Annotated in this window: 10 protein-coding genes; all 10 read left to right on the forward strand. The window is 65.1% G+C overall.

The genetic code is table 11. The annotated features are described in order from the left end of the window. Positions 1 to 177: 177 nt before the first annotated feature. The 10 genes from BMW90_RS16785 to BMW90_RS16830 all read left to right on the forward strand — a co-directional run bounded on the left by BMW90_RS16785 (position 178) and on the right by BMW90_RS16830 (position 14,903). Positions 178 to 1,209 carry a LacI family DNA-binding transcriptional regulator gene (locus BMW90_RS16785; protein WP_074837572.1) on the forward strand — a complete coding sequence of 344 codons (1,032 nt, stop codon included), beginning with the start codon at positions 178 to 180 and terminating at the stop codon, positions 1,207 to 1,209. 132 nt (positions 1,210 to 1,341) lie between these two features. Beyond that, complete coding sequence (locus tag BMW90_RS16790) at positions 1,342 to 2,364, forward strand: hydroxyacid dehydrogenase (protein WP_083416092.1); 1,023 nt, start codon at positions 1,342 to 1,344, stop codon at positions 2,362 to 2,364. Beyond that, the gene (locus tag BMW90_RS16795) at positions 2,361 to 3,146 is read left to right on the forward strand and encodes a sugar phosphate isomerase/epimerase family protein (RefSeq protein WP_074837573.1); all 786 of its coding nucleotides are present in this window, start codon (positions 2,361 to 2,363) and stop codon (positions 3,144 to 3,146) included. The genes BMW90_RS16790 and BMW90_RS16795 overlap by 4 nt, the downstream gene beginning before the upstream one ends. 35 nt (positions 3,147 to 3,181) lie before the next feature. Beyond that, positions 3,182 to 5,071, forward strand: coding sequence for an ABC transporter substrate-binding protein (locus tag BMW90_RS16800; protein ID WP_074837574.1), 1,890 nt, complete (start codon positions 3,182 to 3,184; stop codon positions 5,069 to 5,071). 66 nt (positions 5,072 to 5,137) lie between these two features. Next, a complete protein-coding gene (locus BMW90_RS16805; RefSeq protein WP_048534496.1) occupies positions 5,138 to 6,136 on the forward strand; it encodes an ABC transporter permease in 999 nt (332 codons plus the stop codon). After that, positions 6,136 to 7,326, forward strand: a complete 1,191-nt coding sequence (locus BMW90_RS16810; RefSeq protein ID WP_083416094.1) for an ABC transporter permease — start codon at positions 6,136 to 6,138, stop codon at positions 7,324 to 7,326. The genes BMW90_RS16805 and BMW90_RS16810 overlap by 1 nt, the downstream gene beginning before the upstream one ends. A gap of 10 nt (positions 7,327 to 7,336) precedes the next feature. Then, positions 7,337 to 9,007, forward strand: coding sequence for a dipeptide ABC transporter ATP-binding protein (locus BMW90_RS16815; protein ID WP_083416095.1), 1,671 nt, complete (start codon positions 7,337 to 7,339; stop codon positions 9,005 to 9,007). Next, the gene (locus BMW90_RS16820) at positions 9,007 to 10,884 is read left to right on the forward strand and encodes a DUF2264 domain-containing protein (RefSeq protein ID WP_074837642.1); all 1,878 of its coding nucleotides are present in this window, start codon (positions 9,007 to 9,009) and stop codon (positions 10,882 to 10,884) included. Before BMW90_RS16815 ends, BMW90_RS16820 begins: the two co-directional genes overlap by 1 nt. Positions 10,885 to 10,982: 98 nt before the next feature. Beyond that, positions 10,983 to 12,314 (forward strand): esterase-like activity of phytase family protein, encoded by a 1,332-nt coding sequence (locus BMW90_RS16825; RefSeq protein WP_074837576.1) that lies wholly within the window; start codon positions 10,983 to 10,985, stop codon positions 12,312 to 12,314. A gap of 258 nt (positions 12,315 to 12,572) precedes the next feature. Further along, positions 12,573 to 14,903: a Tex family protein gene (locus BMW90_RS16830; protein ID WP_074837577.1), complete on the forward strand. Its 2,331-nt coding sequence runs from the start codon at positions 12,573 to 12,575 to the stop codon at positions 14,901 to 14,903. Positions 14,904 to 14,962: the final 59 nt, after the last annotated feature.

A 14,962-nucleotide genomic window follows, 5' to 3' on the forward strand; every position in this document is an offset into this window, starting at 1 on the left:
TTTCGGACGAGCGAAACATTTTCATCACCAGGGCGGAAAGTCTTCATCCGGCGAGCACATCTAGGACCGTAGCAGGCCGCACTTGCACCGCTTGCAAAAAACTTGCATCACCCGAAGTTTCGGCAGAAAACGGGGCAGGGCGACCGGGTCGCCGTGAGTTCAGTCAGGAGAGCGGTTGTGCGGCAGTCCAGGGTCAGACAGGAAGACATCGCCCGCGCGGTGGGTGTTTCGGTTTCCACCGTGTCACGGGTGTTGTCGGGCGCACCTGGGATCAGCCCGGCGACGGCGGAAAAGGTCATGCGCGCCGCCGCCGATCTTGGCACGCCTGTCACCGGCCCGACGGGCGGCCCCGGCAGTGCCGTTGCGGCCCACAAGATGCAGCGGGCGCTGCTGTTTCTCAATCAGGTCGATATCAACACCGGCTCCGGCTCGATCTATCATTTCGTGATTACCGGGATTCAGAAAGCCGCGAAGAAAGCCGGTCTGCCGATCGAACTGGCGCTGCTGGGCGACGATGGAGAGATCCCGGAAAAGATCCTCGGAGGCCCGGAAACCGGCGTGCTCTTTGCCGGTGTCGATCCCTGTCACAATGTAAGTGAACGCCTGAAAAACAAGGGGCATCCCACGGTTATCGTCAACGGGCTCGATCCGACGATGCGCCATGACCAGGTTGCGCCGAACAATTTTTTCGGCGGGCAACTGGCGGCGCAATATCTGGTTTCGATGGGCCATCGCCGCATTCTGCACCTTGGCACCCGGCGGCGCTGGACCCTCAGCGCCCGGACCGACGGGTTTCGCGCCGGCATCGACGGCGCGGATGTGGCGGGGCTGAAATGCGACAACATCGAATTGCCCAATGTGACTGAACATGCTGCCAGGGTCACCCTGAACGATCTGCTGGAGAGCGGCGATTTTGCCTATTCGGCGGTCTTCTGTGCGGCTGACAATGTCGCGCTGACGGCAATGCAGGAATTGCGGATGCGCGGAATCGAGGTGCCGCGGCAGGTTTCGCTGCTGGGGTTCAACGGTTTGCCGGTGGCGGAACTGTCCTCGCCGCTGCTCAGCACGCTTGCGGTGGACTGGGAATTTCTTGGTGCGGAATCGATTCGCATACTCGCATTGCGGAGCCTGGAGCCGCTTCGACCGACCCAGCAAATTCAGACACAGGTCGTGCTGCACCGCGGTGAATCCGTAATCGAGGCAAATTAGCGACACAAAATCAAAGAGTTGCAATGCTCGGCGAGTTTTGTGCAAATTTCTTGCAGATGGACCGCAAAACTTGCGCAATAATGCAAGTCGTGCAAATATCCTTGCAATGGCAGGAACCGCAAGGAGAGCCGAATGCGCTTCACATCTCTAATTCAGCTGTCGCCGGCCGAGTTCGACATCCACTTTCCCGCCCCGTGCTGCACCGAGGCGCGCACACGGCTGGGCCGGCTGACCGAGCTGTTGCAGGCGGATCCGGTGCCGGATCTGCGCCGCCCCGAGATGGCGGCGCTGTTACCCCAGGTCGATATCCTGGTGACCGGCTGGAAATCGCACCCGGTGGACGCCGAGCTGCGCCAGCGGATGCCACGGCTCAAGCTGATCGCGCATCTCGCCGGCACCGTGAAAGGCGTGCTGACCCAGGGCGTGGCCAGCTCGGGGCTGCGCGTCGTCAGCGCGGCCGAGGCCAATGCCAAGCCGGTGGCGGAATTCACCCTGGCGCATATCCTGCTGCATCTGAAGCGGGTGGCGGACTGGCGCAGCCTCTACCGCGAGAAACGGTCTCGGATCGACACCCGCAACACCCGGTTCGGCGGCCCGCTGGGCAATGCCGGCCGCACCGTCGGCATCATCGGCGCCTCGCGCATCGGGCGGCGGGTGGCCGAGGACCTGCGCCGGCACGGCGTCTCGGTATTGCTGCACGATCCTTTTGTCAGCGCCGAAACCGCCGCCTCTTTCGGCGCGAAGAAGGTCGAGATGGCCGTGCTGTTGCGGCGCAGCGACGTGGTCAGCCTGCACCAGCCGTTGTTGCCGACAACCGAACGCAGCTTTGGCGAGGCTGAATTTGCCCGGATGCGCGACGGCGCGCTTCTGATCAATACCGCGCGCGGGCGGATCATCGACAGCGCTGCGCTCGAGGCGGCGATGTCGGGCGGCCGGCTTTTTGCGGTGCTCGACGTGACCGACCCGGAGCCGCTGCCCGACACCTCGCCGCTCTGGGACATGCCGAATGTGACGATCACCCCGCATATCGCCGGCTCCTTCGGCTGCGAGGTCTGCGCGATGACCGAACTGGTGCTGGACGATATCGGCCGGTTTACCCGCGACGAGCCGATGCAGAACGAGGTGGTCATCGCCGACTGGGAGCGGGTGGCATGATCCGCCCCGGTCTCTGCTCCGTCACCTTTCGGGCGTTGACGCCCGAGGCGGTGATCGATCTGGCGGCGCGCACCGGCGTCGCGGCAATCGAATGGGGCGGCGACACACATGTGCCGCCGGGCAATGCCGATCTGGCCGCGCGGGTGCGGGCGATCTGCGCGGAACGCGGCGTGCTGCCGGCCTCTTACGGCTCTTATGTGCGGGCCGGAACACCGGGGTGTTGCAAGGATTTCGATGCGGTGCTGGCCACGGCCGAAATCCTGGGCGCCGGCAATATCCGGGTCTGGGCCGGAACCGCACGGCGGGACGAGGCCGGGGAGGCGGCCTTTGCCGACACGGCGAGAGACCTTGGCCAGATGGCGCGCGCCGCCGAAGCCCGGGGCATCACCGTCAGCGTCGAATACCACCGCAACTCGCTGACTGAAGAGGCCGAGGATGCGCGCGCCCTGATGCGGGCGGCGGATGACGACAACCTGTTCAGCTACTGGCAGCCGGTGCCGGGGCGGGGCCGGACACGCTGGCTCGAGGAGCTGCGGATGTTGCAGCCTTGGCTGGGGGATCTGCACGTCTTTCACTGGATCATGACCGAAACCGGCCAGCAGCGCCGGCCGCTGGCCGAGGGCCTCGCCGACTGGCACGCGCTTTTTGCCGCCTGGACGCCGGCGCCGCATTGGCCGCACCCCCGCACCGGCTTTCTCGAATTCGTGCGCGAGGACACGGCGGAGCAGTTTCGGGACGACATCGGGCACCTGCATGCGCTTTGCAGCCCCGGCGGGGGCTGAGACGACATTACAGCAATCCATGGGAGGAGAGTTACATGCTGAATACGAGTTTCACGGGAATATCGATGGCCGCGCTGGTCGCGCTGGCCGGTCCGGCCTTTGGCCAGGACTACAGCCAGGCGCCGGACCTGAAGGCGGCGGTCGAGGCCGGAACTCTGGCGCCGGTTCAGGATCGCCTGCCGGCGAAACCGATGGTGGTGACACCGATGGAGGAGGTCGGCAGCTATGGCGGCACCTGGCGTTCGGCGCTCAAGGGCACCTATGACACCGGCTGGATCCGTCGCACCGTGGGGTATCAGCCGCTGGTGGCCTATGACTACGAATGGACCGAGGTCGTGCCCAATGTGGCCGAACGCTTCGAGGTCAACGACGATGCGACCGAGTTTACCTTCTACCTGCGCGAGGGCCACAAGTGGTCGGATGGCGAACCCTTTACCGCCGAAGACCTGAAATTCGCCGTCGATGTGATGTCGAGCCCGGCTTATGGCGGGCGCAAGGCCAACGGTTTCGAGTGGAGCAAGATGCGCGGCGAGGTCATCGATCCGCTGACCTTCAAGCTGACCTTGAGTGATCCCAACGGGCTGTTTCTGGAGCGCATGGCCTCGGTCGAGGGGCAGTTCATCGTCAACGCGGCCAAGCATTATTGCGGCAAGTATTTCCCCGATGTCAGCCCCGATGCCAATGAGACCGCCAAGGCGGCGGGCTTCGACAGCTGGTCCCAGGCCATCGAGCAAAGCTGTTCCTTCAACTTTGTCGACGAAGAGCGCCCGCTGCTCTTTGCCTGGCGCCAGGTCACGCCTTATGACGGGCTGAACCAATTGATCGAATGGGAGCGCAATCCCTATTTCTTCAAGGTCGACACCGAGGGCCAGCAGCTGCCCTATATCGACAAGGTGCAGATGGTCCAGACCGAGAACGTCGAGGACATCGTGCTCAAGGTGGTCAATGGCGAGATCGATTTCTCCAATCGTCACTTCGCCACCGTGACCAACAAGCCGGTGATCTATGACGGTCAGGACGGCGGCGGCTATTCGCTGAAGGCCACAACCGACGCGCGGATGAACCACGCAATCTTTCAGCTCAACCTGACCCATGACGACCCGGAAAAGCGCAAGCTCTACAACGAAAAGGACTTTCGCGCCGCGCTCTCGATGGCGATGGACCGCGAAGAGATCATCGATGTGGTCTTTGCCGGCCAGGGCGAGCCCTATCAGGCCGCGCCGCGCCCCAGCTCGCAATTCTACAACGAGACGCTGGCCAAGCAGTTCACCGACTACGATCCCGACGCTGCCAACGCTTTGCTGGACGGGCTGGGCCTGACCGAGCGCGACGGCGACGGCACCCGGCTGGGATTTGACGGCGAACCGATCCGCATTCAGCTTTTCTCGCCGTCGGATCAGATCGAGTTCAACGACATCGCCCAGCTGATTGTCGAGCATTGGAAGGAAATCGGCATCGATCTGGACGCCCGCAACGCCGAGCGCAGCCTTGTCTACGAGCGGATCCAGAACAACACCCACGACATGCATGTCTGGTGGGGCGATGGCGGGCTGAACGACGCGCTGCTCGACCCGCGCTATTACTTTCCCTTCAATCTTGAATCCGCCTTCGCCGAGAAATGGGCGCAGTATTTCATGAACGATGGCAGCAAGCTGGCCGAAGCTCCCCCGGCCGCGGTCCAGACGCAGATGGACCTCTATATCGAGCTGATCGCCACGGCGGACAAGGCGAAGCAGAAAGAGCTGTTCGACGAGATCCTGCAAATCGCGGCAGAGCAGTTCTATGTGATGGGCACCGTGCTTCCGGCTGATGGCTACGTGGTGGCCAATGCGCAGCTTGGTAACGTGCCGGAGGGGCAGGTCTATACCTGGATGTATCCGCAGCCCGGTCCGATGGAAACCGCGCAGCTCTTTTACAAGAAGTAAGCACAACCGGGCGCGGGCAACCGTCCGCGCCCGAACCATTGCGTATATCCAGGGGAGGAGACGCGCATGTTGACCTATCTGGCCCGCAGGCTGGTGACGATGATCCTGACGCTTCTGGCCTTGTCGGTTGTCGTCTTCGTGGTGATCCAACTGCCGCCGGGCGATTTCGTGACATCCTACATCGCCAGCCTTTCGGCCGCCGGCGAAAGCGTCGATCAGGATACGATCACCGCGCTGCGCGACCGCTACAAGCTGGATTCGCCGGTTCTGGTGCAATACTGGGCCTGGTTCTCGGAAATGCTGCGCGGCGATTTCGGCTACAGCTTCGAGATGCAGACCCCGGTGTCCGAGATCTTCTCGCAGCGCATCGGCATTTCGCTGGCCGTCGAACTGACCGCCGTGGTGGTCATGTGGGCGGTGTCGATCCCGATCGGCATCTATTCCGCGGTCAACCAGTATTCTCTGGGCGATTACGTCGCCACCGTGCTTGGCTTTCTCGGCCTCGCCATCCCCAACTTCCTGTTTGCGTTGGTCTTGATGTACATCTGTTACAACTGGTTCGGCGTGACCATCACCGGGCTGTTTTCGCCAGAATACATGAACGCCCGCTGGTCGCTTGACCGTTTCCTTGATTTCGCCAGCCACGTCTGGGCGCCGATCCTGGTAATTTCCACCGCCGGCGCGGCGCAACTGGTGCGGGTGCTGCGCGCCAACCTGCTCGACGAGTTGAACAAACCCTATGTGCTGACCGCCCGCGCCAAGGGGCTGACCCGGCGGCGGCTGATTTGGCGCTACCCGGTGCGCGTGGCGATGAATCCGCTGGTCTCGACCATCGGCTGGGTGCTGCCGACGGTGATCTCGTCGTCCTTCGTGACCGCCATCGTGCTGAACCTGCCGACGCTCTCGCCGATCCTGCTGCGCGCGCTCTTGAGCCAGGACATGTACCTTGCCGGCGCGCTGATCATGTTCATGGGGCTGCTGACGCTTGTGGGCACCCTGATTTCCGATCTTCTGCTGGCCTGGATCGATCCGCGCATCCGGCTTGGCATGGTGGGAGCCAATTGATGACCCTCACAACCCCCGCAAATTCCCCAGACACCCGCATCGGCGCGGTCAGTGACACGCCCGAAGCCCCGATAGGCGAGGTCGATCCCCGCATAGACACCAGGCACGGCACCGAAAGCCAGTGGCAGCTGATCCGCCGCCGTTTCGCCAAGCACCGGCTGGCGGTGATCAGCCTCTGGGTGTTGGCGCTCTTTGTCTTTGTTGCCCTGTTCGCTGGCTTCGTCGCCCCGAACGATCCCGGCGACGTCAAGGCGCGATACACCTATGCGCCGCCGCAGGCGCTGCATTTCATTGATCGCGCAGACGACGGCTGGGCGATTCGGCCCTATGTCTACGGCTATTCGGTGGAAATCGAGCCGGAAGCCCTGCGCCGCACCTTTGTCATCGACGAGGACAAGAAGATCTATCTCAGCTTCTTCAAGCGCAGCTGGGAGTACAAGCTGTTCGGTCTGATCCCGACCGACATCCACCTGCTGGGGCCAGAGCGCAACCGCGATCCCTTCTATCTCTTCGGGGCCGACCGGCTGGGCCGCGACATGTTCTCGCGGTTGGTCTATGGCACGCAGATCTCGCTCTCGGTCGGGCTGGTGGGCGTGATCATGAGCCTGGTGCTGGGGGTCATCATCGGCGGTGCGGCGGGCTATTTCGGCGGCTGGTTCGACGCCGTCACGCAACGCGCCATCGAGTTCTTACGCTCGCTGCCCACCATTCCGCTCTGGATGGGGCTGGCGGCGGCGATGCCGTCGGACTGGTCGCCTTTGCAGACCTATTTCGCCATTACCCTGATCCTGTCCTTCCTCGGCTGGACCGAGTTGGCGCGGGTGGTGCGCGGCCGCTTTCTGGCGCTCAATGGCGAGGATTACGTCGCCGCCGCGCGCTATGACGGCTGTTCGCATCTGCGGGTGATCCTCCGCCACATGGTGCCCGCCTTCACCAGCCACATCATCACGGCCGCTTCGCTGGCGGTGCCGGCGATGATCCTGGCGGAAACCGCGCTCTCCTTCCTGGGCCTCGGGCTGCAAGCGCCGGTGATTTCCTGGGGCGTGCTGCTGCAAGAGGCGCAGAATATCCGCACGCTGGCCACCGCGCCCTGGCTGCTTCTGCCCGGTGCGGCCATCGTGATCGCCGTCTTGGCGATGAATTTCATCGGTGACGGTCTGCGCGACGCCGCCGACCCCTATGCCAAGTGAGGAGACAGACATGAAGGATACCGTTCTCGAAGTCCGCGGCCTTTCGGTGGCCTTTCCGCACCGCAAGGGCGAGACGGTGGCGATTTCGGACGTCAGTTTCGATCTGAAACTCGGCGAGACCACCTGTTTCGTCGGTGAATCCGGCTCCGGCAAATCGGTGACGGCGCGGGCGGTGCTGAACATTGTCGAACCGGCGGTGATCAAATCCGGCGCGATCAACCTTGTCGATGTGGCGGCGGGGCAGCGGGTGGAGCTTTCGGGCCTCGACCCCGACGGCGCCGAGATCCGGGCGGTGCGCGGCGCCCGCATCGCGATGATCTTTCAAGAGCCGATGTCCTCGCTCAGCCCGGTGCACACCATCGGCCAGCAGATCATCGAAGCGATCCTGCTGCATCAGGACGTGACCCCGGCCGAGGCGCGGGCCAAGGCGATCGATGCCCTGCGGGCGGTGCAGATCGCCGACCCCGAAGCGGCGATCGACAAATATCCCTTTGAATATTCCGGCGGCATGCGGCAGCGGGCGATGATCGCCATGGCGCTGGGCTGCGAGCCGGATATCCTGATTGCCGACGAGCCGACCACCGCGCTGGATGTGACAACCCAGGCGGAGATTCTCAAGCTTCTGAAAGGTTTGCAGGATAGTCGCGACATGGCGGTGATGTTCATCACCCATGACATGGGCGTGGTGGCCGAGATCGCCGATCATGTGGTCGTCATGCTGCATGGTGCGGTGGTCGAGACCGGGCCGGTGGATCAGGTGTTTCACGCCCCGGCACATGCCTACACCAGGAAGCTGCTGAAAGCCTCGATGGGGCTCGACGAGGCCCCCCACGGGCGCGGCACCCCGGCCTCGGACGAGGTGCTGATCGAGACGCAGGGCCTGTCACTGGCCTTTCCAAGCAAGAAGAAGCTGCTACGCAAGCTTTCCGGCGGGGTGCAGGCGCTGGAGGACGTGTCGATCGCGCTGCGGCGCGGCGAGATCCTCGGCATCGTCGGTGAGAGCGGTTCCGGCAAGACCACGCTGGCGCGGGTGCTCATGGGGCGGTTTCAGCCGCAACAGGGCCGGGCGGTCTATCACCTGCGCGACGGCGGCACCAGGGATCTGACCGACAGGGCGAGCTTTCGCGACGGGCAGGTGTACCGCGAGATGCGGATGATCTTTCAGGATCCATACGGCTCGCTCAACCCCCGCATGACGGTCGAACAGATCATCGGCGAACCGCTGCTGGTGGGCGGGCTGCTCAAGGGCGCGGCGTTGCGCAAGCGTGTGGGGGAACTGCTGGAACGTGTCGGCCTGCCGGCCTCTGCGATGGAGCGCTATCCGCATGCCTTCTCGGGCGGCCAGCGCCAGCGCATCGGCATCGCCCGGGCCATCGCGCTCGATCCGCGGGTGATCATCGCCGACGAGGCGACCTCGGCGCTCGACGGCTCGATCCGGGCGCAGATCCTCGATCTGCTGCTCGACCTGCGCGACGAGCTCGACCTGGCGATCCTGTTCATCGCCCATGACATCGGCGTGGTGCGCTATTTCTGCGACCGTGTGGCGGTGATGCACAAGGGCCGCGTGGTCGAGACCGGCCCGGCCGTGCAGATCTGCGATGCCCCGCAGGCGCCCTATACCCAACGTCTCATTTCGGCGGTGCCGATCCCGGACCCGCGCAAACGACATCTGGTGGCATGATGAAAGACCTCACGAACCAGGCCATGGGCAACCCGATGGCCGGCAATTCCTTTGCCACCCGCGCCGACGCGCAACAGGCGGTGGTCGATCTCACCGCGCCGCTGCTCGAGGCCTTTTCGCCCGGCTGTGCGCGGGTCACCCTCGGCGCGACCGGGGCGCATTTTCATGCCGCGGCGGCCGATCTCGAGGGGCTGGTGCGGCCCTTCTGGGGGCTGGCGCCGCTTCTGGCGGGCGGCGGGCGGTTCTACGGCATCGAGAAATTTGTCGACGGGCTGAACAATGGCGCCGATCCGGCGCATCCCGAATACTGGGGCCCGGTCACCGACCGCGATCAGCGCATGGTCGAAAGCGCCGCCATCGGCTACGCTCTGGCGCTGGCGCCGGATGTGTTCTGGGACGGGCTGAGCCCGCGCGGCCGCGACTGCCTGCGCGACTGGCTGCTGAACTCGCTGCATCAGACGCCTGCGCCCAACAACTGGAATTTCTTTCATGTTCTGGTGTCGCTGGGGCTGCGCCGCGTGGGGATCGACCATGACCTGACGATCATCGAGGGCAATCTCGACCGGCTGGAGGGATGGGACATGGGCAATGGCTGGTATCGCGACGGATCGAGCCGGCAGGCCGATCACTACATCCCCTTTGCCATGCATTTCTACGGGCTGATCTATGCCCAATACGGCCCCGAGGGCGACGGCGCCCGCCGCGAGAGGTTCCGCGAACGGGCGCGGCGTTTCGCGCCGCAAATCGCCCATTGGTATGCCGCCGATGGCGCGGCGCTGCCCTATGGGCGCTCGCTAACCTACCGCTTTGCCCATGCGGGGTTCTGGGGCACGCTGGCGCTGGCCGGGGAAGAGGTGCTGCCCTGGGGGGACATCCGCGGTTTCTGGGCGCGCAATCTGCGCTGGTGGTCGGACAAGCCGATCTGCGACCCGCGCGGGACGCTGAGCATCGGCTACGGCTACCCTCAGCTTAGCATGTCCGAGCGCTACAATTCTCCCGGTTCGCCCTATTGGGCGATGAAGGCCTTTGCGCCGCTGGCGCTGGCCGCCGATCATCCGTTCTGGGCCGCGGAAGAGGCCGCGCCGAAAGAGCGCCCGCAGGTCGTCAGCCTGCCGGAGCCGGGCATGGTGAAATTCGAAGACCGGGGCGACGTGACCGTGCTGGCCGGCGGCCAGCGCTCGCCGACCTTTGGCCGCACGGCCGAGAAATACAACAAATTCGCCTATTCCACCCGCTACGGGTTCAGCGTGGAAACCGAGGGACGCGCGTTCCGAAACGGGCCGTTCGACAACATGCTGGCGTTTTCCGAAGAGGGCGATCTGGCCATGGTGCGCTGCCGCGAGAGCATGGCGCGGATCGGGCCGGACTGGCTTTATTCCGCCTGGTCGCCGATGCCCGAGGTCGCGGTGGAAACCTGGCTGCTGGCGCGCCCGCCCTGGCACCTGCGCATCCACCGGATCAGTTCCGCGCGACATGTGCAGACCGTCGAGGGCGGCTTTGCCCTTCGCCGCGATGACCCGACGCCGGGGCCGGCGTTGCAGCCTGAGCTGACAGACCGGATGGCGCGGATGGTGACGGCGCAGGACGCAAGCTGCATCATCGATGTCGCGGCGCCCTTTCCCGGTGTTACGCGCCGCGCGCCCCGCGTGGTGATGCCGGAACCCAATACCAATGTGCTGGTCCCACGCAGCTGGGTGCCGCAGCTGACCGCGACGCTCGTTCCCGGAGAGGCATGTTTCGGCGCCTGGGTCTATGCCGGGCGGCTGGAAGGCCAGGCGCCGCCCGAGGCGCCGATGGCTATGCCAAGCGCCGACGATCTGGCGGCGATGCGCGCGGGCGGCGAGGTGATCCGGGTCTGGGATCTGCCGGCCGGCTGAGGCACCGGCGGCAGCGTCACGGAACTGCAACCAAAGCGACATGCGGATGCAATGTCGGCCGCTTAGGTCAGCGCGGTACACTCACCAAGGAGAGCCGCATGACGCGCATTCTTTTGGCTGGTCTTCTCGCCAGCACCGCCACATTCGCCACCGCCGAAGCGGTCAAGTTCGACGCCAGGCTCGCCGGCCATGCCGTGCTTCCGGCCGAAACCCTGATCGCCGCGCCCGCCGACGCCCCGGCCACGCTGCAAACCTCGGGCAAGTTCACCGGCGAAGGCAACCGTCGCTCCGACGTCGCGCCGACCGATGGCGCCGCGCTGCCCTTCAACGGCCAGCCGCTTCAGGGCTTTTCCGGCATCAAGACCGTGGGCGACGGCAGCTTCTACGTGCTGACCGACAACGGTTTCGGCTCCAAGGTCAATTCGCCCGACGCGATGCTGTTCTTTTCGGTGGTGCGGCCTGATTTCGCCAGTGGCGCGGTCGAGGTGGTCAAGACCACCTTCCTCAGCGATCCCGAGGGCATCGTGCCCTTCCCGATCACCATGGAAGGCACCAAGAGCCGCTACCTGACCGGCGCGGATTTCGACATCGAAGGTTTTCAGATGGTCGGCGATGACATTGTCATCGGTGACGAATTCGGCCCCTTCGTCATGGTCTTTGACCGCGAGACCGGGGTGATGAAGGAGTTCCACGAAACCCTCGTCGACGGCGAGATCGTGATGTCGCCCGACAACCCCTTCCTGCGCCTCGGCAACCCCGACGCCGCAAAGCCCGGCCATACCGCCAAGCGCTCGCGGGGCTACGAGGGGTTCGCGGCCTCGGTCGATGGCACGACGCTTTACCCGATGCTCGAAGGTCCGCTCTGGACCGGCGCGGCCTATGAGACGGTCGAAGACGGCCGCACCGCGCTGCGCATCCTCGAGATGGACGCCGCGACCCGCGACTGGACGGGCACCTCCTGGTTCTACCCGCTGGAAGGCGAGACCCACGCGATCGGCGATTTTAACATGATCGACGAGACCCGCGGGCTGGTGATCGAACGTGACGGTGGGCAGGGCGATGCGGAACTGGCCTGCAAGGATGGCGCCACCGACGAGTGTTTCTCGAAACCCGCGATGTTCAAGCGCGTCTACATGATCGATTTCGCCGGTGTCGAAGCCGGCCAGCCGGTGCAGAAGGTGGCCTATATCGACCTGCTCGACATGCAGGACCCCGAGGGCCTCGCCCGCCAGGGCCAGCGCGAAGACGGGCGGTTCACCTTTCCTTTTGTCACCATCGAGGATGTTGACCGGGTGGACGAAAGCCACATCATCGTCGGCAACGACAACAACTTTCCGTTCTCGGTCGGCCGCGCGCTTGGTGCGCGTGACGACAACGAACTGATCCTGCTCGAGGTCGGCGAATTCCTTCAGGCCCGCGCCGGAAGCTGAACAAGGACGGGAGGGGCCGGCAGGCTCCTCCCTCCAACCGCCCCCAGGACGGCCGGCGCGCGACGATTTGCGCGCCGTAGCCGTATCCCGCCCTGGCCGGGCTATCGGCTCCTCATCCACTGCCATTTGCATTCTCGCCCGCGCCTTTGCCAGTTTCGCCGCCCGTGGCGTCACCTGGCGCCGCGGCCCGGATCCTTTTGACTGGCGTGACGGGGGCGGGGTCGGTATGACTTTGCTCCCGAACGACAGGAGCCGTCCTTGAGCCAGATTCCCGCTTTGACCGCCGAACGCATCGCCCGCACCATTGCTGGCGAGATCGCAGCCAACCCGCGGCAGGTGGAGGCCGCCACCGCGCTGCTTGACGAAGGCGCCACCGTGCCTTTCATCGCCCGTTACCGCAAGGAGGCGACCGGCGGGCTCGACGACACCCAGCTGCGCACCCTGGGCGACCGGCTGACCTATCTGCGCGAGATGGAGGCCAGGCGCGCCGCCATCCTCGAGACGATCAAGGGCCAGGGCAAACTGACCGATGCGCTGGCGAAAAAGATCGCCGGGGCCGAGAGCAAGGCGACGCTGGAAGACATCTATCTGCCGTTCAAGCCCAAGCGGCGCACCAAGGCGATGATCGCGCGTGAAAACGGGCTCGAGCCGCTGCTGCGCGCCATCCAGGAAGATCGCAGCGCTGCGCCCCAGGCTTTGGCGGAAGGGTACATGAGCGAAAACGTCGAGACGGTGAAGGCCGCGCTTGACGGCGCCCGCGACATCCTGGCCGAAGAGCTTTCCGAGAATGCCGATCTGCTGGGCCGGCTGCGCGAATTCATGAAAGCCGAGGCGCGGGTGGTCGCGCGTGTCCAGCCCGGCAAGGAAGAGGCCGGCGCCAAGTTCTCGGATTATTTCGACCATGTCGAGAAATGGGCCGACATGCCGGCCCACCGGGCGCTTGCCGTGCTGCGCGCCTCCAAGGAGGGCATCCTGACCCTCGACATCGAGCCCGAGCCCGAGGCCGGCACCGAACGCGCCACCGGTATCGTCGCCCGCGCCATCGGCATTCCCGGGGATGCGCCCGGCGACAGCTGGCTGCGCGAGGCGGCGGGCTGGACCTGGCGGGTCAAGCTCAGCCTGTCGATGTACATGGATCTGCTGACCGAGCTGCGCCGCCGCGCCCATGACGAGGCGATCCGGGTATTTTCCAGAAATCTCAAGGATCTTCTGCTGGCCGCCCCGGCCGGTGCCAAGTGCACGCTGGGCCTCGATCCGGGCATCCGCACCGGCGTCAAGGTGGCGGTGGTGGACGCCACCGGCAAGCTTCTGGACACCGCCACGATCTATCCCTTCCCGCCGAAACGTGACATCCGCGGATCGGAAGAGACCCTGCTGCATCTTGTGCGCAAACACGGCATCGAGCTGATCGCCATCGGCAATGGCACCGCCAGCCGCGAGACCGAGAAATTCGTCGGCGAAACGCTCAAGAGGCTGCCGGCGGGACCGGCCCCCACCAAGGTGGTGGTCTCCGAGGCCGGCGCTTCGGTCTATTCCGCCTCGGAACTGGCAGCGCGGGAATTTCCCGAGCTGGACGTGAGCCTGCGTGGCGCTGTCTCGATTGCGCGGCGCTTGCAGGATCCGCTGGCTGAACTGGTCAAGATCACGCCCGAAAGCATCGGCGTCGGCCAGTACCAGCACGATGTCGACCAGCGTCAGTTGTCGAAGGCACTGGAAGCGGTGGTCGAGGATGCGGTGAACGCTGTCGGGGTCGATCTCAATACCGCCTCGGCGCCGCTTCTGGCACATGTCGCCGGGCTTGGCCCCTCGCTGGCGCAGGCCATCGTGACGCATCGCGATGCTCAGGGCGCCTTTGCCTCGCGCCGCTCGCTGCTCAAAGTTTCGGGCATCGGGCCCAAGGCCTTCGAACAGGCTGCGGGCTTCCTGCGCATCAACGGTGGCGACGAGCCGCTCGATGCCTCTTCGGTCCATCCCGAGGCCTATGACGTGGCGCGGCGTATCGTGAAGGCCTGCGGCCGCGACATCCGCCAGATCATGGGGCAGGAAAGCCTGCTCAAGGGGCTGCGCGCCGAGGATTTTACCGACGCCAGTTTCGGCCTGCCGACGGTGCAGGACATCCTCGCCGAATTGCAGAAACCCGGCCGTGACCCGCGCCCCAGCTTCAAGACCGCGAGCTTTGCCGAGGGGATCGAGTCGATCACCGATCTCAAGCCCGGCATGTCGCTCGAAGGCACCGTCACCAACGTCGCGGCCTTCGGCGCCTTTGTCGACATCGGCGTGCATCAGGACGGGCTGGTGCATGTCAGCCAGCTCGCCGACCGTTTCGTCAAGGATCCGCATGAGGTGGTGAAAGCCGGCGATGTGGTGCGGGTGCGGGTGACCGAGGTTGACGTCCCGCGCAAGCGCATTGGCCTGACCATGCGCAAGGAGGGCGGCGCGGCCCAGGGCGGCGGCAAGCGCGGCGAGCGTCCGGCACCCAAGGGCCGTCAGGGCGGCCCGGCGCGCAAGACGTCCAAACCCGCCAAGCCGCAAGACAGCGGCCAGGGCGCGCTGGGGGCGGCCCTGCTCGATGCGATGAAGAAACGCTGATCACGGCGGCCAACCGTGGGCGCAGGGCGGGGCTTTCGGCCCCGCGCCGGCGGGACCGC

It is taken from the genome of Marinovum algicola (genome assembly GCF_900109145.1).
GTDB lineage: Bacteria > Pseudomonadota > Alphaproteobacteria > Rhodobacterales > Rhodobacteraceae > Marinovum > Marinovum algicola.